Annotated in this window: 18 protein-coding genes; 15 read left to right on the top strand and 3 right to left on the bottom strand. The window is 34.8% G+C overall.

Annotated elements, in window-relative coordinates:
• Positions 1–940: 940 nt before the first annotated feature.
• From BUC23_RS13915 to BUC23_RS13955, 9 genes are all read left to right on the top strand, one after another.
• Complete coding sequence (locus BUC23_RS13915; RefSeq protein ID WP_073210438.1) at positions 941–1,540, top strand: REP-associated tyrosine transposase; 600 nt, start codon at positions 941–943, stop codon at positions 1,538–1,540.
• 225 nt (positions 1,541–1,765) lie between these two features.
• A complete protein-coding gene (locus tag BUC23_RS13920; protein ID WP_073210440.1) occupies positions 1,766–2,416 on the top strand; it encodes a DUF1801 domain-containing protein in 651 nt (216 codons plus the stop codon).
• A 266-nt stretch (positions 2,417–2,682) separates the two neighbouring features.
• Positions 2,683–4,974, top strand: a complete 2,292-nt coding sequence (locus BUC23_RS13925) for a DNA topoisomerase 3 (RefSeq protein WP_073210442.1) — start codon at positions 2,683–2,685, stop codon at positions 4,972–4,974.
• Between the two features lie 265 nt (positions 4,975–5,239).
• Positions 5,240–5,719, top strand: coding sequence for a DUF6265 family protein (locus tag BUC23_RS13930; RefSeq protein ID WP_073210444.1), 480 nt, complete (start codon positions 5,240–5,242; stop codon positions 5,717–5,719).
• A 190-nt stretch (positions 5,720–5,909) separates the two neighbouring features.
• A complete protein-coding gene (locus BUC23_RS13935; protein WP_073210446.1) occupies positions 5,910–7,007 on the top strand; it encodes a cytochrome-c peroxidase in 1,098 nt (365 codons plus the stop codon).
• 26 nt (positions 7,008–7,033) lie between these two features.
• On the top strand, positions 7,034–9,208 hold the full coding sequence (locus tag BUC23_RS13940) for a TonB-dependent receptor family protein (RefSeq protein WP_073210448.1): 2,175 nt from the start codon (positions 7,034–7,036) through the stop codon (positions 9,206–9,208).
• A 361-nt stretch (positions 9,209–9,569) separates the two neighbouring features.
• Entirely contained in the window at positions 9,570–11,780 is a 2,211-nt protein-coding gene (locus BUC23_RS13945) for a TonB-dependent siderophore receptor (protein ID WP_073210450.1), read from the top strand.
• Between the two features lie 62 nt (positions 11,781–11,842).
• Complete coding sequence (locus tag BUC23_RS13950) at positions 11,843–12,391, top strand: PepSY-associated TM helix domain-containing protein (RefSeq protein WP_073210453.1); 549 nt, start codon at positions 11,843–11,845, stop codon at positions 12,389–12,391.
• 166 nt (positions 12,392–12,557) lie between these two features.
• Positions 12,558–13,880, top strand: coding sequence for an APC family permease (locus tag BUC23_RS13955; RefSeq protein ID WP_073210455.1), 1,323 nt, complete (start codon positions 12,558–12,560; stop codon positions 13,878–13,880).
• A gap of 120 nt (positions 13,881–14,000) precedes the next feature.
• Here the strand turns inward: BUC23_RS13955 and BUC23_RS13960 are convergent, their stop codons facing one another.
• Both BUC23_RS13960 and BUC23_RS13965 read right to left on the bottom strand, forming a co-directional pair.
• On the bottom strand, positions 14,001–14,378 hold the full coding sequence (locus BUC23_RS13960) for a hypothetical protein (protein WP_073210457.1): 378 nt from the start codon (positions 14,376–14,378) through the stop codon (positions 14,001–14,003).
• A 252-nt stretch (positions 14,379–14,630) separates the two neighbouring features.
• On the bottom strand, positions 14,631–17,264 hold the full coding sequence (locus tag BUC23_RS13965) for a valine--tRNA ligase (protein ID WP_073210459.1): 2,634 nt from the start codon (positions 17,262–17,264) through the stop codon (positions 14,631–14,633).
• Between the two features lie 161 nt (positions 17,265–17,425).
• Here BUC23_RS13965 and BUC23_RS13970 point away from each other — a divergent pair, with 161 nt between their 5' ends.
• Positions 17,426–17,815 (top strand): DUF1573 domain-containing protein, encoded by a 390-nt coding sequence (locus tag BUC23_RS13970; RefSeq protein ID WP_073210602.1) that lies wholly within the window; start codon positions 17,426–17,428, stop codon positions 17,813–17,815.
• A 58-nt stretch (positions 17,816–17,873) separates the two neighbouring features.
• Here BUC23_RS13970 and BUC23_RS13975 read toward each other — a convergent pair whose 3' ends face one another.
• Positions 17,874–19,208, bottom strand: a complete 1,335-nt coding sequence (locus BUC23_RS13975; protein WP_073210462.1) for a retropepsin-like aspartic protease — start codon at positions 19,206–19,208, stop codon at positions 17,874–17,876.
• 125 nt (positions 19,209–19,333) lie between these two features.
• Here BUC23_RS13975 and BUC23_RS13980 point away from each other — a divergent pair, with 125 nt between their 5' ends.
• The 5 genes from BUC23_RS13980 (at position 19,334) to lgt (ending at position 24,377) form a co-directional block, all read left to right on the top strand.
• Positions 19,334–20,554 (top strand): pyridoxal phosphate-dependent aminotransferase, encoded by a 1,221-nt coding sequence (locus BUC23_RS13980; RefSeq protein WP_073210464.1) that lies wholly within the window; start codon positions 19,334–19,336, stop codon positions 20,552–20,554.
• A 241-nt stretch (positions 20,555–20,795) separates the two neighbouring features.
• Complete coding sequence (gene folE, locus BUC23_RS13985; RefSeq protein WP_073210466.1) at positions 20,796–21,467, top strand: GTP cyclohydrolase I FolE; 672 nt, start codon at positions 20,796–20,798, stop codon at positions 21,465–21,467.
• Between the two features lie 120 nt (positions 21,468–21,587).
• On the top strand, positions 21,588–23,066 hold the full coding sequence (gene cysS / locus BUC23_RS13990) for a cysteine--tRNA ligase (protein WP_073210468.1): 1,479 nt from the start codon (positions 21,588–21,590) through the stop codon (positions 23,064–23,066).
• A gap of 79 nt (positions 23,067–23,145) precedes the next feature.
• A complete protein-coding gene (gene yidD, locus BUC23_RS13995; protein ID WP_073210470.1) occupies positions 23,146–23,385 on the top strand; it encodes a membrane protein insertion efficiency factor YidD in 240 nt (79 codons plus the stop codon).
• Between the two features lie 65 nt (positions 23,386–23,450).
• Positions 23,451–24,377 carry a prolipoprotein diacylglyceryl transferase gene (gene lgt, locus BUC23_RS14000; protein ID WP_073210472.1) on the top strand — a complete coding sequence of 309 codons (927 nt, stop codon included), beginning with the start codon at positions 23,451–23,453 and terminating at the stop codon, positions 24,375–24,377.
• Positions 24,378–24,382 lie beyond the last annotated feature (5 nt).

Genomic DNA, 24,382 nt, shown 5'->3' on the forward strand with positions numbered 1-24,382 from the left:
TGTGAAACACCACGTTCTAAGAATAAAAGTATCTGTCTAATCTTAATCATACTAAGTAGTTTATTTGCCATACTGCAAGTGGTTTTTTGATTACAAACCAAACTTATGGTAAATGGCGGTTAAATCTCTACTTAGTGAGACAATGGATCTGGGATAGGTGGCGTACTTTGTGTCGGAATGTCAGTCCTTTAAAAGTGCTAAATCAGGAGTAAAGTGGCGTACTTTGCTCCGGAATAAGTGGCAACCTTTGCAGTGGAATCGTGGCGACCTTTGCTTCGGAATGGGTGGCGTACTTTGTAGCGGAATCGTGGCGACCTTTGCAGCGGAATATCCAGCATCGATTGCCAATTTTAATTTACAGCATCATAGTGTTTGCAACGCATTTATTTTAATACTTTTATAAAACCAAACTTCGTTTATTTTTAAAATCCGCTCTGCGAAGTATGAATAAGTTGTGACTGCAAAATGCACTCGTGATTGCTCTGCGAAGTCTACTGACTTCGCAGCCATTCCAATGATCAACAAACTCAGGAAAATAAAGTTTACTAAAATTAGAACGGCATATAGAAATGGGTACGAAGTCAGCAGACTTAGCACAGCACGCAATCGCACAGCACCAATTATTCCAGTAGGTAACAAACACGAGGCAAGTGTTTATTTGTAGCAAAAACACCCGCTCTGCGAAGTATGAATAAGTTGTAACAGCAAAATTTAATCGTGATTGCTCTGCGAAGTCTCCCGACTTCGCAGCCATTCCAATGATCAACAAACTCAGGAAAATAAAGTTTACTAAAATTAGAACGGCATATAGGAATGGGTACGAAGTCAGGAGACTTCGCACAGCACGCAATCGCACAGCACCAATCATTCCAATAGGTAACAAACAGGAGGCAAGTGTTTATTTGTAGCAAAAACATCATTATATTTAAACAAAAAAGTTGTGCAAGACGGATATAAAATAAGAGACCAAACTTTACCACATTTTATAACGACAACAGTTGCTGATTGGGTTGATGTTTTTACAAGAAAAAATCACAGAGACACAGTTGTGGAATGTTTAGATTTCTGCATTACAAACAAAGCTATGATTTTGTATGGCTATGTCATTATGAGCAATCATATACAGATGATAGTGCAATCTGGCGATGGAGAGTTATCAAATTTGTTGCGAGATTTTAAAAAATTCACTGCTACAAAAATTATAGAAAAAATAAAATCTGATCCTGAAAGTAGAAGAGAATGGATGTTGGAACGTTTTAAATTGGCAATCGAAAGTCATTCCAGAAACAAAAATCATCAGTTTTGGCAATATGGCAATCAACCCGAAGAAGTTTACATCAACAAATTCATGTGGTCAAAGTTGGATTATATTCATCTTAACCCTGTTCGTTCAGGTATTGTAGAAAAAGCATCACACTATATTTATTCAAGTGCCAGTAATTATGTTTCTGATACAGGCTTATTAAAAATCGAAAAAGTAGACCTTCCAATTGTTGATGTTTTGAATTTGAATAATTTCACCAGATATAATGAGTATTGAATTTGAAAAACTTGTACCGGCATATCTTGATAGGCACGAAGTCGGGAGACTTCGCACAGCATCCTATTAAATAATATTTTCGTTTTCGAGAAAACTTCGTTCCCACTGATGCTCGTTTACAACGAGTACCAATTTTAATTTTTAGCACAATCGTAGCATTTGCAATGCGTTTATTTTAATACTTTTATAAAACTAAAACTTTTTTTATTTTTAAAATCCACTAAAATGAATCCCAAAGTTGATGACTTTATAAACAATGCCACAAAATGGCAACCCGAAATAAAGCAATTACGACAATTGCTGCTCGATTGCGGGCTAACGGAAGAATTCAAGTGGCGTATGCCTTGTTACTGTTTTCAGGGAAACAATGTTGTACTTATAGGCAATTTTAAGGAATATTGTACACTTAGCTTTTTTAAAGGAATTTTGTTACAAGACAGCAATAGTCTCCTAAGTAAACCGGGAGAAAACAGTCAGTCCATGCGTTTTTTTAAGTTTACCAATTTGGAAGAAATCATAGAACAGCAATCCATAATCAAAGCCTATATTTATGAAGCTATTGAAATTGAAAAAGCGGGGCTGAAAGTTATTTTCAAAAGCAATACGGAACTTGAACTAGTAGAAGAATTGCAAATTGCTTTAGACAAAAATCCCCAATTAAAAACGGCTTTTGAAGCCTTAACTCCGGGGCGACAACGCGCTTACAATCTCCATTTTTCGGAGGCTAAACAATCCAAAACCCGCGAAACCCGAATTGAAAAATACACGCAACGTATTCTTAACGGAAAAGGAATCAATGATTGCATTTGTGGATTGTCTAAAAAAATGCCCAACTGTGACGGCTCGCATAAATACAGTACAGCAGAAAATGAATAGCGAGCTACAGAATCTTTTGCTATGGTTATTATGAAAATAAAACGCAATCAATAGCCCTGATGGAAGCGGCATCCTCGTAGTCCCGATCCCGAAGCATCGGGACGGGACTCTGAGATACAGAGGACAGCAGGAAGATGCGTTATTGAAAACACCAATCGGTCTGCTCCTAATAAACAGCATGCCCTAGCCGTTCATAACTCCTGTAGATTTCTTTTTAATACCAATTTCTAAATTCCTAATTTGCGCTCTTAAATCAGTAAGAGAAAATGAAGGTCTGTATTGCCGAGAAACCAAGTGTAGCACGCGAAATCGCATCCGTTTTGGGAGCCAATACCAAGCACGACGGGTATTATGAAGGCAATGGTTATCAGGTAACATACACTTTTGGGCATTTATGTACCTTGAAAGAACCGAACGATTACAAACCCCATTGGAAAAGTTGGGATTTGAACAATCTGCCTATGCTTCCCGACAAATTCGAAACCAAAGTGGTGGAAAATTCGGGTATAGAAAAGCAATTCCGAATCATAAAAAGTTTGTTCGACAAAGCAGAGTTGGTCATAAACTGCGGGGATGCCGGGCAAGAGGGAGAACTGATTCAGCGCTGGGTTATGAACGAAGCACAGTACAAAGGCGAGGTAAAACGCTTGTGGATTTCGTCCCTGACCACCGAAGCCATTAAGGAGGGTTTCAAGAACTTAAAACCATCCGCCAACTACGATAATTTATACTACGCAGGCTTTTCAAGAGCCATTGGCGACTGGTTACTCGGTATGAATGCCACACGTTTGTACACCGTAAAACATGGCGGATACAAACAAGTATTGTCTATCGGAAGGGTGCAAACGCCAACTTTGGCAATGGTCGTGGACCGATTCAAAGAAATTGAGAATTTCAAACCGCAACCCTATTGGGAATTGCAGACCTTATATAGAGAAACGCTTTTTAGCTATGAGGAAGGACGCTTTTTGAAAAAGGAAGATGGAGAACTACTCGCCAATAAAGTCAAGGAAAGTGAGTTTGAAATTGTCTCTATCGAAAAAAAGAACGGTAATGAGTTTGCACCAAAACTCTTTGATTTGACAGGGTTGCAAGTGTATTGCAATACAAAATTTGGTTTTACTGCAGATGAAACGCTTAAAATTGTACAAACGTTATACGAACAAAAAGTAGTCACCTACCCGAGAGTCGATACCACATTTTTACCCAATGATATTTATCCAAAAGTACCTGGAATTCTGAAAAACTTAACGAATTATGCCGCATTGACGCAGCAGCTTTTGGAAAAAAAGATAAAAAAATCACCCAAGGTTTTCAATGATAAAAAAGTAACCGATCACCACGCGATTATTCCAACGGGGATTCAAAGTAATTTGCAATACAATCAGCAGCAAGTGTATGATATTATTACAAAGCGATTTATTGCAGTGTTTTATGACGATTGTTTGGTTGCCAATACCATAGTAGTAGGGAAAGCTGCCGATGTTTTATTTAAAACCACGGGAAAAGAGATTTTAAAAAAAGGATTTCGTGTCGTTTTTGAAGATCCTAATACCAAAGAAAAAGAAGCCGATATTTTGCCGAGTTTTGTTGTAGGCGAAAAAGGGCCGCACCAACCTTCGTTTTTGGAAAAGGAAACCAAACCACCGAATCAATTTACCGAAGCGACTTTATTGCGTGCTATGGAAACCGCTGGCAAACAGGTGGATGATGAAGATTTACGCGAATTGATGAAAGAAAACGGTATTGGACGACCATCAACGCGAGCCAATATTATTGAAACCCTTTTTAAACGTCAATACATCGTAAGAAACAAAAAACAGGTTTTACCAACGCCAACGGGGATTCAACTAATTGATACCATTCAAAATGAGTTAGTAAAGTCGGCAGAATTGACAGGTTCTTGGGAAAAGCAGTTGAAAGATATTGAAAAAGGAACGTTTACCGCTGGTTCGTTTATTAAGAACATGAAAAACATGGTCGAAACTTTGGTGTACGAAGTCCGCAGCGAAACGAGACGCGCTAATATTTCGCATGCAGGAAGTGTTCAAAAAGAAGTAGCTAAAGTAGAGAAAAAGAAAGTTGCAGGGATTTTGGCGGAAGCTTGTCCGAAATGCAAAAAAGGAACTCTCATCAAAGGGAAATCAGCCTATGGTTGTACTGATTATAAATCAGGCTGTACCTTTTTGTTACCTTACACTTTTGCCGAGAAAAAAATATCCGAAAACCAATACTTGCGATTACTGCAAAAAGGGTCTACTGTAAACTTGAAAGACTTTAAAACTAATGCCGGCACTGTGGAAGGTTTACTTCGCTTTGATGAAAATTTCCAACTCATTTTAGAACCTAAGAAAACTTTGGCGAAAGCCGTACCTGACGAATTAACCTGTCCGAAATGCCAGAAAGGAACCGTGCTAAAAGGAAAAACGGCTTATGGTTGCAGTCAGTATAAATCAGGCTGCGATTTTAAAGTGACTTTTGATACGGTCAGATTGAAACTAAAAGATCAAAAACCGACCAAAGAATTGGTTTATACTATTTTGAAGGAAAATATTTAAGGTTACATACCCTAATAAACAGCATTCAACCATATAAGTCATATAAGAGCATTGAAGTTAGCTGTAAAAACAACTGCTTATATTTCCTTACAGGACTTATGTGGTAAAGTTTTCAATACCGAAGTTTCGGGAGTGGCATTTTAATTATTTGTTTGAAAAAGTATTCAAATGTTTACTCGCTTTGGATATTCCAAATCTAAAAAAAGCACGCTATTTTATTTTTTCATAATTTAGCATTTCAAAATAATATCAAAAAATCTATATAATGTTTCAAAAAATAACTCTTCTACTACTTTTGTTAGTCCTTATTTCCTGCAAAAATTCAGGTTCTAACGAAAAAGATAAAATCAAAGAAGCCCGTTGGATTCTGGGAGAATGGGAAAGCAAAACGGCAGACGGAAATCTCTCCGAAACATGGAAAAAAGTAAATGATAGTACGTTTCAAGCCCAATCATACTTTATAAAAGAAAAAGACACCCTACACTTTGAATCCATTACTCTCCAGCAAAATGGAGAAGTATTGAGTTATAATGCAACCGTAAAAGGACAAAATAGTGACAAGCCCGTTTCTTTCAAACTAACCAATTCAACCGAAAAACAACTGATCTTTGAGAATCCAAAACATGATTATCCAAAAAAAATAATTTATACCCAAATAAACGAGGATAACTTAGTAGCTGAAATTTCCGGAACTCTGGAAGGAAAAGCCACTTCTGAGAAATTTGCAATGAATAAAACCAAGTAAAATTTTAACATATCGCCATAAATGAAAACCTCGCCATAACAAAGCGAGGTTTTTTTAGGCCCCTAAAACTCTGAATTTCAATCGTGTAAAAACTATTTTTAATTCACTATTCATATTTAATCTAAATAATTTTTGTTAAATCAAAAGTGGGTTATATATTTGCATCGTTATTTTTAATTATTCCAAATAAATGAGTAAGAAATACTTTTTAATTGCCTTTGTAGCTGCGATAATGCTATCCAGCTGTACCGATGATTCCGAATATGTGCCCGTCATTAGCAATAAAATAGCCATTGGAAAACTGATTTTCTTTGATAAAAACCTCTCAAACCCTATCGGTCAAGCGTGTGCCTCTTGCCATGCGCCTGAAACTGGCTTTAGTGACCCTTTACACAGAGACATTTCGGAGGGAGCTGTAACTGGTACTTTTTCAAACATCAATTCACCAAATTTAGCTTACAACGTATTTTCTCCGGAGCGTATGTACAACACAACCGATGAAACTTATATTGGAGGTCTTTTTCTTAATGGGCGATCCCCAAACCTAAAAGAACAACTCATTCATCCCTTTATTGGTGCAGTAGAAATGAATAATGGCACCATTGCAAATGTTGTTTCCAAAATAAAAAATGCTTCCTATTTTTCGGAAATAGAAAAAGAATACGGAGTAGCAAAGACTGACGAAGAATTAATGTCTTATGTTGCCGATGCTTTAGCCGTTTTTGAAACATCTAAAGAAGTGAATTCATTTACCTCAAAATTTGATTATTTCTCTAAACAATTAATAAAATTTTCAGATACTGAAAAGAAAGGTTTAGCCATTTTTCAGGGGAAAGGAAAATGTGCACAATGTCATGTTCTAGAACCGGATGCTAAAACGGGTAAAATTCTATTTACTGATTTTAGCTATGATAACATTGGAGTGCCCAGAAACGAAAAAAATCCATTTTATAACCAATCAACAGCATTAAATCCTGCGGGAGTGAACTTTATTGATTTAGGTATTGGCGGTGTCGTTTCAGAACCCGAACACAACGGAAAATTTAGAGTTCCAACATTGCGAAATATTGCGATTTCCGCTCCCTATTTTCATAACGGATCGTTTAAAACCTTAAAAGAAGTCATTCATTTTTACAATGTTCGAGATATAAAACCCACCGAATTCGGAGCTCCAGAAGTGCTTGAAAACGTGAATCGAGATGAATTGGGCGATTTAAAAATGACAACCGAAGAAGAAAGTCAATTAGAAACATTTCTTGGAACACTAACCGATCATTACCGAAAATAATTTTTTTATAATACAAAAACCGTTATATGAATTTCAATAAAATAATACTTACTCTTGTTGCTTTAGCTGGGCTACAAACCATACACGCGCAAGAAAACATTAAAAATGAACTGAAAGAAGTTATTGTAAAAGGGTTCAAAACCGTAAATGGCATAGGGCACATGACCGACAGTAAAGACGGAATCATTTACGCTGGCAAAAAAAATGAAATCATTCTTGTTGACAGTCTCGATGCCAATAAAGCCATCAATAATACGCGTCAAATACTGGGAAGAATCCCAGGATTGAATATTGTAGAAACTGAAAGTAGTGGATTTACAGCAAACGGAATTGCAACACGTGGGCTAAATCCGTCCCAAAGTGTCGAGATGAACACGAGACAAAATGGCTACAACATCAGTGCTGATATTTATGGTTATAATGAATCCTATTATATTCCACCAATGGAAGCCGTAAGTCGTATCGAAATGGTTAGAGGTGCAGCATCGTTGCAATTTGGATCACAGTTTGGTGGTTTAGTCAATTATGTTACTAAAGATATCCCAAAAAATAAACCTTTTGAATTCATTACTTCACAAACTATAGGAAGTTATGGTTTGTATAATTCCTTCAATTCTGTTGGTGGGAATTATAAAAAAATAAGCTACTATGGCTTTTTACAATACCGCAATATGGACGGATACAGACCCAACAGCCAGCAATCACAAGTTTCTGGATTTGGAAAAATACAATACAATCATTCCGACAAATTAAATTTTGGAGTTGAATATTCTTTACTTCGAAATAAAATAAAAATGCCGGGAGGATTAACCGACAGCTTATTCAATGCAAATCCAAAAACATCTACACGAGCGAGAAACTGGCTAAAAAGTCCATGGAATATCATAACGGCTTACGCCGATTATACTCCTTCGGAAAACAGCACTTTGAGCGTTAAGTCAACTTTTTTGTTTAGCAGCCGCTCTTTAGTTTGGAGAAATGAAGACGGTGGTGCTGCAGCTACAGACGACATAGACCCAATAACGGGAGCATATGTACCAAGAGAAGTGGGTATTGAAAAAATGAACAATACCACAACCGAAATACGTTTTTCACAAAATTATTCTTTAGGGAATCAAAAATCAACTTTTGCAGGCGGTGTTCGCCAGAGCTACGCTTGGTTTAAGCGTCAAGGTGGTGGAGAAGGAACAACAAATAGCGATTTTGATTTATCAATTTCGGGAGATTGGGGATATGATTTGGATTTTAGCACCACAAATCTAGCACCGTTTGTAGAAAATATTATTAAAATCTCCAAAAATTTTACTGTAACTCCTGGCTTTCGATTTGAATATTTAAGAAGTACTGCCAAAGGACATAAAGAAGTAGAAGGCGACATTCAAATTACAGATGAAGTTAGAAATAGAACTTTTGCATTAGCAGGGCTTGGATTGGAATTAAAACCTGGAAAAAACACCAGTATCTATGCCAATATTAGTCAAGCTTATCGCCCGATAGATTACAGCCAATTAGAACCTTTTGGAATTAGCTCTAAAATTGACCCCAATCTAAAAGATTCAAAAGGATTTAATAGTGATTTAGGCTACAGAGGTACTATTAGAAACTACCTGAATTTTGACATTGGTGGATTTTATATGGCATATAACAAACGTATAGGAGTGACTTTGGCGACAGACCCTATCAGTGGCGACTATTATTCTGTTAGAAAGAATATTGCCAATAGTGTACACCAGGGTATCGAAAGTTATATCGAGTTTAATATTCTAAAATACTTGAATTCGCAATCTAGTTTCGGTTTAAGTATTTTCAATTCCTTTGCCTACGTAGATGCAAAATACACCACAGGAGAATTTAAAGGAAAAAGAGTCGAAGCCGCCGCTAAAACTATAAATCGTGTGGGTTTAATTTTTAGCACTAGTAAATTATCGACCACTTTACAGGTTAATTCTGTTGGAGATGCTTACGGTGATGCTTCAAATGCAATGAGCAGTGAAGATCCGGTTGCGGGTTATATTCCAGCATACACAGTTTTAGACTGGAGTGCTTCTTATAAATTGAAAAATTTTGCAATCAAGTTAGGTGCCAATAATTTAACTGATAAATCATACTTTACCCGCAGAACAGATGAATATCCTGGGCCAGGGATAATACCGGCGGTAGGAAGAAGTTTTTATTTAGGTTTTACAGCAAAATTTCAATAAATAATATTTAATTTTTCTTTTTTAAGGATAAAAATTTATGACAAATTTGCGACTAATTTTTTTAGTATTAGTAAACGAATAATCATAAAATAAAATCAGCAAATCGCCACTTTTAATTCAACACATTTCATTTTGAAATGTGTTTTTTTTTGATATCAAGAATAGACAGCAAGATTAAATCGAAATGATTTGGATTAATATCACCACTACTTTCTGACGTTGGTAAATTATAAAAACTTAATTATCAATAGTTTAAAAATTAGTTAATTTTTTATTCATATTTAATCTAAATAAGTTTTGTTAAATCAAAAGTGGGTTATATATTTGCATCGTTATTTTTAATTATTCCAAATAAACAATCATGAAATATATTTTACTACCTACTTTAACTTTACTAATTAGTATGGCTGGCTTTGCCCAAGAAACAGCAAGTAACAATGAAAATTCAAATACAATTGAAACATTTGATACTGTTTCTGATACCATAAAAAATAGAAAAGGGGGAATCCTTAAAGAAGTTATTGTAACACAAAATCAACAAAAAAAATCAGTTTCAGCGGTAAGATCAGGTTTGAAACCTATGGACATTCCCCAAAGTGTACAAATAATTGGCGCAGAAATTATAGAACAACAACAGTCAATCAGACTAAGCGATGTAATAAAAAATGTAAATGGCGTTTACGTTGGTTCTGCACGTGGTGGAGCTCAGGAATCTTTCTGGTCTAGAGGATATGACATGTCTGCAAACAATATGTTTAAAAACGGTTTCCGTTTTAATGGAGGTTCAATTCCTGAAGTTTCTTCATTAGAAAAAGTAGAAATACTAAAAGGGAGTGCTGCATTATTATACGGAAACGTAGCTCCAGGTGGAATTTTGAACATGGTAACTAAAGCGCCTTCATTCAAAAAAGGAGGAGAAATAGGGATGCAAATAGGAAGCTATTCTTTTTACAAACCATCAATTGATGTTTACGGTCCGTTAAATAAATATATTGCCTACCGCTTTAATGGTTCATATGAAAATTCAGAAAGCTTTAGAGATGTTGTAAAAAAAGAACGTTATTACATCAATCCCTCTTTTCTTTTCAAAGTGAGTGATAAAACAGAAATCACCTTGCAAGGAGATTATTTACATGACAATTGGACTCCTGATTTTGGGACAGGAATCATAGGCAAAGAAATTGTGGATCTTCCCCGTAATCTTTACTTGGGGGCAACTTGGTCTAACGGACAAACAAAAACTGCATCCGTTTCAGGATTGGTAAGCCACAATTTTAATAAAAACTGGAAACTGGATTTTAATACTTCATTTCAAGACTACAACAGAACTTCCAAAGGAACGGAACGTATTCAACCTGCTGCTAATGGAGACTGGAAACGACCATTGGGACAAAATAAAAACTTAGAACAAATCATTGGAGAACAATTCAGTTTGCAAGGTAATTTTTCAACCGGAAAAGTGAAACACCAATTATTCACTGGTATAGATTTTGAAAACTCTTTTTTACAAGCTTATACCTTCACATTTTCTCCAACAACTTATGGTAGTGGTAATATTTTTGATTTTGATAATTTTGACCAAGGTGGAGCCATACCAAATTCAAAAAACACTAAAATAGTAAAGACAGACACCAACCGTTTTGGAATCTACGCACAAGATTTAATTTCAGTTACGGAACAATTTAAGATTTTGGCAGGAATTCGTTGGTCTTGGCAAGAAGCACAACCAGAAACATCAGACTTGATAAAAAACACCGTTACGGAGGAGAAAAAACGTATTGACGAGGCTTTTTCGCCAAAAGTGGGACTGGTTTTTCAACCAACAAAAAACACGTCTTTGTTTGCTAGCTACGCCAACTCATTCACACCAAATACTGGATTTACAGTAAACAATGAAGTAATTAAACCTTCGGTTATAGACCAATATGAAGTTGGGGTTAAAAAAGATTTCTGGAGAGGAATTTTCAGTACCAATGTAACTTTATACCAAATTACCAATAGTAATTTAGCTCAAACTGCCGAATTTAAAGCAGATGGTGTTACACAAAATACCGATACAAATGTAAAAGTTTTGAGCGGAGCAACTAAAAGCAAAGGAGTAGAAATCGACATTACTGCAAAACCAGTTGACGGTTTGAATATTATGGCAGGTTACAGTTATAATGACATGCGTTATACCAAAACTTCAGGACTAAACGGAAGCAATATTGAGGGAGATCGTTTGGTTAGAACGCCAGCAAACACGGCTAACTTCAGTTTATTCTACAAAGTACCAACAGGATTATTAAAAGGATTATCTGCAGGGACTATGGCTAATTACATCGGAAAAAGAGTTGGTGGATGGAATAACCAATATGATTCAAAAATGCCAAATGGCGTTTGGGACAGAGAAATTCCGTTAGACGATTATACCACTATTGATGTATCTGCAGGCTACGAATGGAAACAATTTTCAATCCTATGCAAATTATCTAATATTACGAATGAATTGAATTATACCGTTCATGAAAATTACAGTGTGAATCCAATTGCACCACGCCAAGTAATGACGAGTTTAAAATATAAATTCTAATTAAACCTTTTATTAAAAAAAGAGTCTAATTTTTTTTAAAACCATTTTAACACTCCAAACACATGAACAAAAAGACCTTCAGAAATTTACATAGAGATTTAGGCTACTTCTATATTGGACTAATTGTCTCGTTTGCTTTATCAGGACTCATGATGAATCACAGAGATTCTTGGCATCCTGAAAAATACACTACCGAAACGAAAGCTATAGCAGTAAAACTTCCGGCAGAAAGTGAAATTAACGAGAAATTTGCTGAGGATTTAGGAAAACAATTAGGAATCGATGACAAGTTCAGACGTCATAATGTAAAGAAGGATGTTTTTAAAATTTCTTTTGAAAACCACGATGTCGAAATTGATATGAAAACTGGAAAAGGAGAAGTAGTCTCTTTCTTGAAAACACCAATTATCAGTCAATCCATGAAATTACATAAAAACACTTCTAATTTTTGGATTTATTATTCTGATATTTTTGCTTTGAGTTTAATACTGATTGCATTAACCGGAACAATAATGATTAAAGGAGGAAAATTCAGTTTCAAACAACGCGGCTGGAAACTTGCAGTTGCCGGAGTTATATTTCCTTTACTCTTTTTGATTTTCTTTGGGTAAAACCCGTTCAACAACAATATACAAACCTCGTTTTGAAAGAAACGGGGTTTTTTGTTTGAAAAAAGAAATTGCGTTTTACTATATTTGGAGAACGGATCATATTTTCCAAGAAATCAAACTATCGAAAAACACACCTTAAACAAAAAGTGAAAGCGAAAAAGTCATTATGAAAAATACAAACAACAACCAATTAAAGAAAAGTCTAGGTTTAAGTTTTGGTATTGCAGTATTAATTGGCGGTACAATTGGTGTTGGAATTTTACGTACACCAGGGATTATTGCAGGTATGTTAGATAATTATTGGCTTATAATTGCTTGTTGGATTTTTGGTGGAATCTATATCTTAATTGGCGCAAACTCCTATGCAGAATTAGCCACGATGCTGCCTAAAGCTGGGGGATCTTACAATTATATAAAAAGAGCTTTTGGAGATTACGCCGGTTTCCTGTCAGGTTGGTTTGACTATATCGCAAATTCAGTTCCACCAGCTTTTTACTGTATCGTTATCAGCGAATATATTGTTATTTTATTTCCAAGCTTAGAAAGTCAGACTACAGTTATCGCCATTGCCTTTTTGATTGCCTTTACCGTACTTCATGTCAGCGGTGTAAAAAACGGGAGTTACTTCCAGCAACTGACAAGTGTGATTAAAGTCGGCGTTTTTGTGGCCTTAATCGTAGCCTGTTTCATGTATTCGGGAGTCCAGTTTAATCCTATTGAAAAAGACACTCCATTTTTTGAAATGGGAATACTATTTGGATTTTTTAAATCACTTCAATTAATAATTGGAACTTATGATGGCTGGTATGCCGTTTGCTTTTTTGCAGAAGAGGATAAGAATCCAAGTAAAAACATTCCTCAATCATTATATACCGGAGCTATAATTGTCATCGTCCTTTATGTATTAATAAATACAGCATTCTTTCATGTATTGCCTGTTTCCGCATTAGCAAATTCACCGTTGGTCGCTGCAGATGTTGCTAAAGTGGTATTTGGAACTAATGGCGCAATTATAGTAACCGTTATAGCCATTTTTTCTTTGATCAGTATTCTGAATGCCTATATGATGATTCCGGCTCGTATCCTATTCGGATTGAGCCGCGATGGCTTTTTTATTCAAAAAGGAACTAAAATAAACAAAGGCGGTACTCCCATAATAGCACTTTTAGTATCATCCTTAATTAGTTTACTTTTGATTTATATCGGTTCCTTCGAAGTGCTATTTTCATTTGGAACCTTCATGTCGGTTATTGTTTGGGGATTGGCCTATTGCTCGCTTATAAAATTAAGAAATAAAGAACCTGATTTACCAAGACCATATCGTTCTTGGGCCTATCCATGGACCACAATACTGGCGATTACAGCTACAATAGCTCTATTGACGGGTTTTGCTTATAGCGACACTAAAAATTTTGTAATTATTCTAGTTATATCAGTACTTTCCTATCCTGTCTTTTTGCTCTTAAATCGCAGAAATAAAAAGGAATAGGTTCACGATTTGATTTATCTGCAGTGTGTATAGACCGGTTGCCCTTATTTATATAAAAGGGCACAAAATCTGTTTCATTTTAATAACAAGATGGATTTTTTTGCCAAAACTGATACCTATTTAACTGAGTAGAATACCATTCTTTTCAAGTATTTCAAAAAGGCAGTTGTTTTGATCTGGATTATATTTCTCAATGCCACTTTGATACCATTGTTCTATCAAATCAATTTGAAAATAAGTATACCCAGACATCTCAACAGTTAAGCCGAGCAATCCTGCTAAAAGATAATCCTCCAGAATTTCATCTGTAACAATTCGATGCGGGATACCATTACTGATGCTTCCGTTCATTCTCTCATAATCAGATCTTCCTGAATTAAATCCTATAGCAAAGGCTTCATTACTTACTATTCTTTCAAATTGCTGCCGAGGGTTCAATCCCTTTGAATATCCATTAAGATAAGCTTGTTTATAAGCAATGGTAAATATTTCTTTCATGTTTCTGTAAATGTGGTATTTAAAAATAGACCCGTAAAAATACAATCAATTTAGCATAGAATAAATAATAATCGTTTAACGGAAAAAATACCCTTTAAATCGCATCAAAATAACTTTTTATGGCCACTAATTAAGACGTTTTTTAAAGACACTCGATTAAGACTTATTTACATTTAAAATACATCTTTTAACAAAAAAATCCCAATTCTGAAATATCAGGATTGAGATTTAAATTTTAAAATGGGCTACATTTTATTTCAGTCCATTCAAACTATGCTTGATAGTTTCAATTTTAGACAAGGCATCTACTTCTTTTTGAACCTCGTTAGCCAATACTTTTTCTGGCGCTCCTGTAACAAATTTCTCGTTCGCCAATTTGCTTTGAACTGATTTAAGAAAACCCAGTGTATAAACTAACTCCGCCTCTAGTTTTGCAATTTCTTCTTCCACATTTATATTTCCGGTAATCGGGATGAAATATTCATTCGATTTTACACGGAAAGACAAAGCGCCATCTACTTTATCCGAAACATATTCCAGTGAAGTGATGTTCCCTAATTTAGTAACCACCGAATCAAAATAGGTTGAAGCTTTATCATTATTCACGATTTTTAATTCAATCGGATCTTTAAAAGGAATATTCTTGTCTTTACGAATCGTTCTAATTCCAGAAATCACTTCAATTGTATTTTCGAAATCTGAAATTAAACGGGCGTTAAAAGGTTTTATTTCTGGCCAACTAGAAACGATTAAGGCCTCTTCTTCAGTTCTTTCGGCAAGAATCTGCCAAATTTCCTCTGTCAAGAACGGCATAAACGGATGCAATAATTTCATGTTGTTTTCCAACATTTCTATGGCTTTCGCCAAAGTTACACTGTCAATTGGTTGTTGGTACGCCGGTTTTATCATTTCCAGGAACCAAGAACAGAAATCATCCCAAACCAGTTTGTAAATTGCCATTAAAGCATCGGAAATTCTATATTTTTCGAAATTATCCTCAATTTCCAGAAGTGTTTGTTGCAATTTAGCTTCATACCATTCAATTGCTACTTTAGATGATTCCGGTTGCGGTATTGCATCCGAAACTTCCCAACCTTTTATTAATTTAAAAGCATTCCAAATTTTATTGGTAAACGCTTTTCCTTGGTTACACAATTCCTCGTCAAACATAATATCGTTACCAGCAGAAGCGCTCAAAAGCAATCCTACACGAACTCCATCAGCTCCAAATTTTTCAATTAAATCCAAAGGATCAGGTGAATTTCCTAATGATTTAGACATTTTACGCCTTTGTTTGTCACGTACCAAACCAGTCAAATAAACATTTGTAAATGGTTTTTTACCTGTATATTCATATCCTGCAATAATCATTCTCGCTACCCAGAAAAACAAGATATCTGGACCGGTAACTAAATCATTGGTTGGGTAATAATATTTGAAATCTTCGCTTTCCGGGTCCATTATTCCACCAAAAACCGACATTGGCCATAACCAAGAAGAAAACCAAGTATCGAGAGCATCAACATCTTGTCGTAAATCTTTTATTTCAAGTACAGGGTTTGATGTTTTGGTTTTTGCCAATTCTAATGCTTCTTCGATAGATTCAGCCACTACAAAATCTTCCTTTCCGTCTCCATAGAAATATGCAGGAATTTGTTGTCCCCACCATAATTGACGGGAGATATTCCAGTCACGTATATTATTTAACCAGTGGGCGTATGTATTATTAAAACGAGCAGGATGTAATTTAATTTCACCATCGACCAATACCGATTGAATTGCCGGTTTAACCAAATCTTCCATTTTCAGGAACCATTGATCTGATAATCTTGGTTCGATAACTGCTTTGGTTCTTTCAGAAGTTCCTACTTTATTCAAGTGAGTTTCCGTTTTTGCCAAAGCACCGATGGTTTCTAATTCTTTTGCAATTTCTTCCCGAACTACAAAACGATCTTTCCCTTGGTATTGCAATCCAAAACTATTCAAAGTCGCATCCTCGTTGAAAATATCAATAATCTCCAAATTATGCTTCTCCCCTAGTGCCTTGTCATTCATATCATGAGCAGGCGTCACTTTTAGACAACCGGTACCAAATTCGATATCAACATAGGCATCTTCAATAATTGGAATCACTCTACCACAAATAGGGACAATTGCCTTTTTTCCTTTCAGGTGAGCAAAACGTTCATCATTTGGATTGATACAAATAGCGGTATCTCCAAAAATAGTTTCTGGACGCGTTGTAGCAATTGTCAGAAAATCTTCACTTCCTTCAATTTTATATTTTAGGAAATACAATTTTCCTTCTTGTTCTTCATAAATTACTTCTTCGTCAGACAAAGTCGTTTTTGCTTCAGGATCCCAGTTCACCATTCGGTATCCTCTGTAAATCAATCCTTTGTTATATAAATCTACAAAAGAACGTATTACAGAAGCTGACATATCTGGATCCATGGTGAATTTTGTTCTTTCCCAATCACAAGAAGCACCTAATTTTTTCAATTGATCTAAAATTACACCACCGTATTTGTCCGTCCATTCCCATGCATGCGCCAGAAATTCCTCGCGAGTCAAATCATTTTTATTGATTCCTTCGGCTTTTAATTTAGCAACAACCTTAGCTTCAGTAGCTATCGAAGCATGATCTGTTCCGGGAACCCAGCAAGCGTTAAAACCCTTCAGACGCGCTCTTCTTATTAAAACATCCTGAATCGTATTGTTTAACATGTGTCCCATGTGCAAAACTCCAGTTACGTTAGGTGGAGGAATTACAATAGTATATGGCGTTCTATGATCTGGCTCCGAATGGAAATAATTGTTCTTCATCCAGTAGTCATACCACTTATTTTCAATAGTTTTAGCGTCAAATTGTGCAGGAATTGTCATAAAAAGCAACTGTTAAAACCAAAATTATACTTTGGTCTGATATTTGTAATTAATAGTGGGAACAAAAGTAAATAATTAAGTACACTATAAAAAGAGAAATAAATATTTGTACGTTAATTAAAACAAAGTACTTTTACTTAAATGAATTTAAAAAAATGAAAATGAAAAAAATAATTACTTTAATAGCAATGCTGTTAGTCAGCAGTGTTGGTTTTGCTCAGTCTGGAGCTAAAATTGATTTTTCAGCAAAAGACAATACTATCGATTACGGTAGAATAGCTAAATCAAGCGACAATGGAATACGGGTTTTTGAATTTACAAATACGGGGAATGCACCTTTGATTATTTCCTCAATACAGTCAACAGCAAATTGTACCATATTATCTAGTACAAAAGATCCCATTTTACCTGGTAAAAAAGGAAAAATTGAGATAAAATACAATATGACTGCAGGGCCAATTAGAAAAACAATTACGGTTGAATCTAATGCCGTTAACTACGAAGAAGGAAGAGTAGCTCTAAAAATAAAAGGAGAAGTTGTTGGCAATTAAATTTCCGCAGTTAATTATAAATAGCGCTTTATGAAAATAATCATAAAGCGTTTTTTTTTTATAAAACATTTTGCAATTGAAACTTAATTTTAAGTTTTTTGTTATTTCGCTCGACTTCCATCGTAATCCAAAGTTCCTCTTCTGATTTCAAAAAGGAATTCATTTGTTGTAACGAATACTTATAGCTAGGATTCCCATTTATAGACACAATTATATCTCCTTTCTCTAAACCAGCGGCAAAAGCAGGTGAGTTTTTGCGAATATTTGCGATAGAATAAACAGGTTTTAGATTAAATCTATATTTAAAATTACTACCATTCTTTTCTGCTTTTGTTTTAAAAGGATCCTCGGTAACAACAATAGGAACAGTTTGCAGATATACTGTTTCTTGCACCCATTGCATTCCCTGCTGCTGAATTTCGATTCCACTTTTATTATAATTAAATGGCGCATTAAATTCCTTATTTCTCTTTAAATACAGAAACCCGTTAGTATAATCCATAATAATTGTAAATCGTCTTAAAATCTCACCACCTACTGAGCCTACTCTACCAGCAACCATTTTTACACTTCGTAATGAACTAGAATCTGGAAAGGCAGCAATGGGATTTTTAAATTCAAATTCAGCCATTTTAAATTTAAGAATTCGCGCACGTTTCCCTTCAACATCCCCGCTAAATCCTTTACCCAAATAATCCTGAAAATTTTTAACCGGTATTTTTATTAATTCGGATTGCTTATCAAAAAGCCATACTGCGTCACTATTGCCTATGTCTATTAATAATTTTGCGGGAATCTCTATGGAATCAATCGTTACGCCATTTGTGATATATGGCTTGTTTTTTTCAATCGTAATGGAAGTTTTACTAAATTTTTTTTCTATTTTTTTTCTATTATTATCATCCTCACGGTAAATCGTAATTTTTTTTCTTTCATAATTGATTTCCACTAAATTATTTCTAAAAAAATGGTATCCAATAATACCATTCACAGGAATCCCAATATGAGAGGAAAGATTAAACTCCTGGTCTAAAACAATATAGAGCAAATGATTTACAGATCTTAATCCTTTAATTTCTAAGGTATTATTAGTTGCTTTTAATCCGTCAATTGGTTCTTCTCTGCCTAATCCCTTTAAACTTATTTTTTCAACTTCAGAAAATGAAATTTCTTTTTTTTCTTCCAAACTAAATAAAATCGTTTCTTCAACGCCAGAATCTAACAAAAAATTTAATTCGATGCCATTAACCTTGATCGGAATAAAAACCAAATTATTAATAAGTTTGAAAGGAACAGTTACTTTATTAACATTTTCAGCGAATTGAAAACCATCTTGTGCAAAAATAGGCCAAACACAAAAAAGAATAAAAAATACAGAAACTCGTTTTTTCATTTACAATCATTTTGATAAAAATACACAAAATATTGATTATTTGTATAGTTTCTGTCACATTTACAATTGCGTTTAACAGAAATTTTCAAAAAAAAAATGCAAATTTGCACTTCAATAAATGAACCATGCCAAAAATTTCCAACAAAGGCAAGAATATGCCCGAATCACCAATACGTAAATTGGCTCCCTTTGCAGAAATCGCAAAGAAAAAAGGACATAAAGTATATCATTTGAACATTGGTCAACCTGATATAAAAACCCCTGAAATAGCCATTAATGCGATAAAAAATATTGACTTAACTATTTTAGAGTACAGTCATTCTGCGGGAAATGAAAGTTACAGAAGAAAATTATCTCAATTTTACAAACAACAAAATGTTGCAGTAGAATTTGAAGATATTATAATTACTACTGGAGGTTCAGAAGCCTTACTATTTGCATTAGGTACAATCATGGATCAAGGTGATGAAATCATTATTCCCGAACCTTTTTATGCCAATTACAGTGCCTTTTCGACCGCATCAGGGGGTAGCGTAGTTCCTGTAATTTCAACTATTGATACTGGATTTGCACTTCCTTCCATTGCTGAATTCGAAAAGTTAATTACAACAAAAACAAAAGCCATTCTAATTTGTAATCCCGGAAATCCTACAGGTTATTTATATTCAAAGGATGAGATCACGCAATTAGCAGCGCTCGTAAAAAAATACGATATTTTTCTTATTGCTGACGAAGTATACCGAGAATTCATATATGATGGAGATACTCATTATTCTGTAATGAATATTCCTGGCCTAGAAGAACATGTAATCATGGTTGATTCTGTTTCAAAACGCTATAGTATGTGTGGAGCAAGAATAGGATGCCTAGTATCAAAAAACAAGGAAGTGATGGCAACTGCTATGAAATTTGCTCAAGCGAGACTAAGTCCTCCTACTGTTGAACAAATTGCCTGTGAAGCAGCTATTGATACTCCTCAAAGTTATTTTGACGAAGTAATTTCAGAATATAGAGAACGTAGAGACACCCTAATCTCTGAATTAAATAAAATAGAAGGTGTCATAGTCACTAAACCTAAGGCTGCATTTTATTGCATTGCACAACTTCCTGTTGACAATGCTGATATTTTTGCACAATGGCTTTTAGAAAGTTATGATTTAAATGGTGAAACCGTTATGGTTGCCCCTGCCGCTGGATTTTATTCGACACCCGGAATGGGTTTAAATCAGGTACGTATTGCGTATGTATTGAAAAAAGAAGATTTGATCAGTGCCGTACGCGTCCTAAAAGAAGCTATTCCTGTTTATAATGCAACCCGACTTAAAAAATTAATTGCTGCCCAATAAAAACATGAAGTAGGAAATCCTTTTGCTTTATATATACTACTAAAGATTTCCAGACAATTAACTAAAGCCAATGACGATAAAAAGTTATTGCCTTTAGTTTTTAAAGGACAAAAAACTATCTAACATCACCAATCCTCTCTATAAAACCATCATTAAATAGTATAACCTATAGAAATTCTTTAATTTTTATTAATTATCTTTACGGCTTAAATATATACACCCACTATAATAGTTGCTTTTAATGATAAATAACGAAGAATTTCAAGACGAAATAGGAGACAATCACATTGGTTTATCAGCAAAAAATCCAGTACGCGAAGATGCTTTTGCTATTTCTGATGAAGAAAAAATAGAAAAAATAAAAAAAGACGTTGAAAATATTCTGCTAACACTTGGAATGGATTTGACCGATGATAGTTTAAAAGGCACTCCGAATCGTGTTGCCAAAATGTTTGTGAAAGAAATTTTTGGAGGTCTAAATCCTTCTAAAAAACCAAAAGCTTCAACATTCGACAACAACTACAAATACGGCGAAATGTTAGTAGAGAAAAACATTATCGTCTATTCTACATGCGAACATCATTTACTGCCAATCATAGGAAGAGCTCACGTAGCTTATATTTCTAATGGAAGAGTAATTGGGCTTTCTAAAATGAACCGAATTGTAGAATATTACGCCAAAAGACCTCAAGTTCAAGAGCGTTTAACTATGCAAATTGTTCAGGAATTACAAATTGCTTTGGGTACCGAGGATGTTGCTTGTGTAATTGATGCAAAACATCTTTGTGTAAATTCAAGAGGAATAAGTGATATTGAAAGTAGCACTGTAACTTCTGAATTTGGTGGGAAATTTAAAAATGATCAAACTCGTAGAGAATTTTTAGATTACATTAAGTTAGAGACGAAGTTCTAAAATACAAATAAATTCTATTTAAACGATAAAGCCCTAGCCCTGATTGAAGAGGAAATCCCACGCTTTTTTTTGCGTGGATTGAAACGGAAAGCAGGAAATAGCTCCAAAAAACAAACATAAATGCCATTATACAAATCTCAAACCCTAAAAATATACAATTCTCTTTCGGGAGAAAAAGAAACATTCAAGCCTATCCATGAAGGAAATGTTGGGATGTATGTATGCGGACCTACGGTTTACAGTAATGTGCATCTTGGTAATGTGCGAACTTTTATGTCATTTGATGTGATATTTAGGTACTTTTTACATTTGGACTATAAAGTTCGTTACGTTCGTAACATTACGGATGTGGGTCATATTGTGGACGATGTGGATGAGGGTGAGGATAAAATCGCTAAAAAAGCACGTCTAGAACAACTGGAACCTATGGAAGTCGTACAGCGTTATACTGTGGATTTTCATGACATTTTGAATGCTTTTAACTTTTTACCTCCAAGTATCGAGCCAACAGCAACGGGACATATTATTGAACAAATAGAGATTATCAAAACTATTATCGACAAAGGAATTGGCTATGAAGCCAATGGATCGGTTTATTTTGATGTAGTAAAATTCAACGAAACAAATCACTACGGTAGATTAAGCGGTCGTAATATTGAGGACATGCTTGCCAATACTCGTGATCTTGATGGACAATCTGATAAAAGAAATCCACAGGATTTCGCGTTATGGAAAAAAGCAGAACCACAACATATTATGCGTTGGCCATCCCCATGGAGTGATGGCTTTCCAGGCTGGCATCTGGAATGTACTGCCATGAGCACTAAATATTTAGGAAATCATTTTGATATTCACGGAGGTGGAATGGATTTAAAATTCCCGCATCATGAATGTGAGATCGCACAGAACGAAGCTTGTACTGGCCAAACCCCAGTAAATTATTGGATGCACGCCAATATGCTAACCTTGAATGGCAAAAAAATGGCAAAATCAACCGGAAACAATATCTTGCCAAGAGAGATTTTAACTGGTGACAACAGCATTTTAAGCAAAGCTTTCTCTGCATCTGTAGCTCGATTTTTTATGCTGCAGGCGCATTATAGAAGTATTCTTGATTTTTCTGACGATGCCATCGTTGCCGCCGAAAAAGGGTACAAGAGATTGATGGAAGCAATAGAATCATTGAAAGAATTAGATTCAAAATCAAATAGCACATTAGATATTGCGAGCTGGAAACAGTCTTGCTATGATGCGATGAATGATGATTTTAATAGTCCGATTTTGATTGCACAATTATTTGAAGGAGTTCGATTTATCAATCTGCTAAAAGAAGGAAAAGAAACGTTGACTACAACTGATTTAAAGGATTTTTCTACAGCAATGCAAGCTTTTGTATTTGATGTCTTGGGTCTTGAAGACGAGAAACTTTCAGACAGCAATAATGATAAATTAGAAGGAACTGTAAATATGTTAATCGAAATGAGAAAACAAGCCAGAGACAATAAAAACTTTGCGTTGTCTGATCAGATTCGAGACCAATTAATTGCATTAGGAATTCAGTTGAAAGACGGAAAGGAAGGCACTACTTTTACAATATAAAGAGATGATTTTTCAATTAGAAAATTAGATAACCTGCCATTTTTCTAGTTGACGCATTAATTAATTTTCTAATCAAATCATGAAATTAACTGCTCCTTTGATTTTATTAGTTCAGTTTTACCAAACTGCGATATCCCCATTTACACCTTCTGCCTGTAGATTTGAACCTACTTGTTCTTCTTACATGATTGAAGCGCTGCAAAAACATGGATTATTTTACGGGGGATATTTAGGATTGAAAAGAATTTTGAGCTGTCACCCTTGGGGCAGAACCGGCTATGACCCTGTTCCCGAAAAAAAATGTAATCACGAACATTAACCTTTTATTGGTACGAATTTTACTTTAATTCTCTATTTTTACAAAACATAAAAAAATAATGATCTATGACACACGCTTTAAATATAATTTGGAATCCATCAGAAGGAATTGATTTAGGTTTTTTTGTAATTAGATATTACAGCTTAATGTTTGTAATCTCCTTTGGATTAGGATGGTATATTATGAAAAATATATTTGAACGTGAAGGAGAATCGATAGAAAAATTAGACTCATTGTTTATATGGACCGTACTGGCTACATTAATCGGAGCCCGTTTAGGACATGTTTTATTTTATGATTGGGAATATTTCCGCAATCATTTGCTGGAGATATTTCTGCCATTTCGATTCTCTCCTACTTTTGAATTTACAGGATTTCAGGGTTTGGCGAGTCACGGTGCTGCTATATCAATAATAATTGCGATGTATTTTTATAGTAAAAATGTGTTGAAAAGACCGCAATTATGGATTTTAGACAGAGTAGTGATTCCTGTCGCGAGTGGAGCTATTTTTGTAAGACTAGGGAATTTTTTCAATTCTGAGATTGTTGGAAAAGAAACTACATCTTCTTTTGGGATCCGTTTTATACGTGATAAATTTAGTCCAAATGATGCCACAAATGCAACTCAGATAGCTAATCCAAATGATGCTTATCATGCTATAGCTACTGACCCAAAATTTGCCGCTTTATTAGAACAAGTTCCTGCAAAGCATCCTACACAATTATATGAAGCCTTTTGTTATATTTTTGTTTTTGCAATTTTGTTTTTCTTATACTGGAAAACGGATGCAAGAAAAAAATCAGGATTTTTATTTGGATTGTTCTTAGTACTTTTATTCTCCGTCCGTATTATTGTGGAATCTGTAAAAGAAAGCCAAGGCGGATTTGAAAATTCTTTAGGATTACTATCTACTGGACAATGGTTAAGTATTCCATTTATATTAATCGGTTTGTACTTTGTTTTCACTGCCGAAAAGCCTGTTAGAATTTAAAAAAA

This window comes from Flavobacterium xinjiangense, from assembly GCF_900142885.1.
Classification (GTDB): domain Bacteria; phylum Bacteroidota; class Bacteroidia; order Flavobacteriales; family Flavobacteriaceae; genus Flavobacterium; species Flavobacterium xinjiangense.

Bases quoted from the DNA above. Each gene is read 5' to 3' on its own strand.
- cysS (WP_073210468.1), top strand. From the start codon at position 21,588: ATGCCATTATACAAATCTCAAACCCTAAAAATATACAATTCTCTTTCG.
- BUC23_RS13930 (WP_073210444.1), top strand. From the start codon at position 5,240: ATGTTTCAAAAAATAACTCTTCTACTACTTTTGTTAGTCCTTATTTCC.
- folE (WP_073210466.1), top strand. From the start codon at position 20,796: ATGATAAATAACGAAGAATTTCAAGACGAAATAGGAGACAATCACATT.
- lgt (WP_073210472.1), top strand. From the start codon at position 23,451: ATGACACACGCTTTAAATATAATTTGGAATCCATCAGAAGGAATTGAT.
- BUC23_RS13970 (WP_073210602.1), top strand. From the start codon at position 17,426: ATGAAAAAAATAATTACTTTAATAGCAATGCTGTTAGTCAGCAGTGTT.
- BUC23_RS13960 (WP_073210457.1), bottom strand. From the start codon at position 14,378: ATGAAAGAAATATTTACCATTGCTTATAAACAAGCTTATCTTAATGGA.
- BUC23_RS13925 (WP_073210442.1), top strand. From the start codon at position 2,683: ATGAAGGTCTGTATTGCCGAGAAACCAAGTGTAGCACGCGAAATCGCA.
- BUC23_RS13945 (WP_073210450.1), top strand. From the start codon at position 9,570: ATGAAATATATTTTACTACCTACTTTAACTTTACTAATTAGTATGGCT.
- BUC23_RS13965 (WP_073210459.1), bottom strand. From the start codon at position 17,264: ATGACAATTCCTGCACAATTTGACGCTAAAACTATTGAAAATAAGTGG.
- BUC23_RS13950 (WP_073210453.1), top strand. From the start codon at position 11,843: ATGAACAAAAAGACCTTCAGAAATTTACATAGAGATTTAGGCTACTTC.
- BUC23_RS13955 (WP_073210455.1), top strand. From the start codon at position 12,558: ATGAAAAATACAAACAACAACCAATTAAAGAAAAGTCTAGGTTTAAGT.
- yidD (WP_073210470.1), top strand. From the start codon at position 23,146: ATGAAATTAACTGCTCCTTTGATTTTATTAGTTCAGTTTTACCAAACT.
- BUC23_RS13920 (WP_073210440.1), top strand. From the start codon at position 1,766: ATGAATCCCAAAGTTGATGACTTTATAAACAATGCCACAAAATGGCAA.
- BUC23_RS13980 (WP_073210464.1), top strand. From the start codon at position 19,334: ATGCCAAAAATTTCCAACAAAGGCAAGAATATGCCCGAATCACCAATA.
- BUC23_RS13935 (WP_073210446.1), top strand. From the start codon at position 5,910: ATGAGTAAGAAATACTTTTTAATTGCCTTTGTAGCTGCGATAATGCTA.
- BUC23_RS13940 (WP_073210448.1), top strand. From the start codon at position 7,034: ATGAATTTCAATAAAATAATACTTACTCTTGTTGCTTTAGCTGGGCTA.
- BUC23_RS13975 (WP_073210462.1), bottom strand. From the start codon at position 19,208: ATGAAAAAACGAGTTTCTGTATTTTTTATTCTTTTTTGTGTTTGGCCT.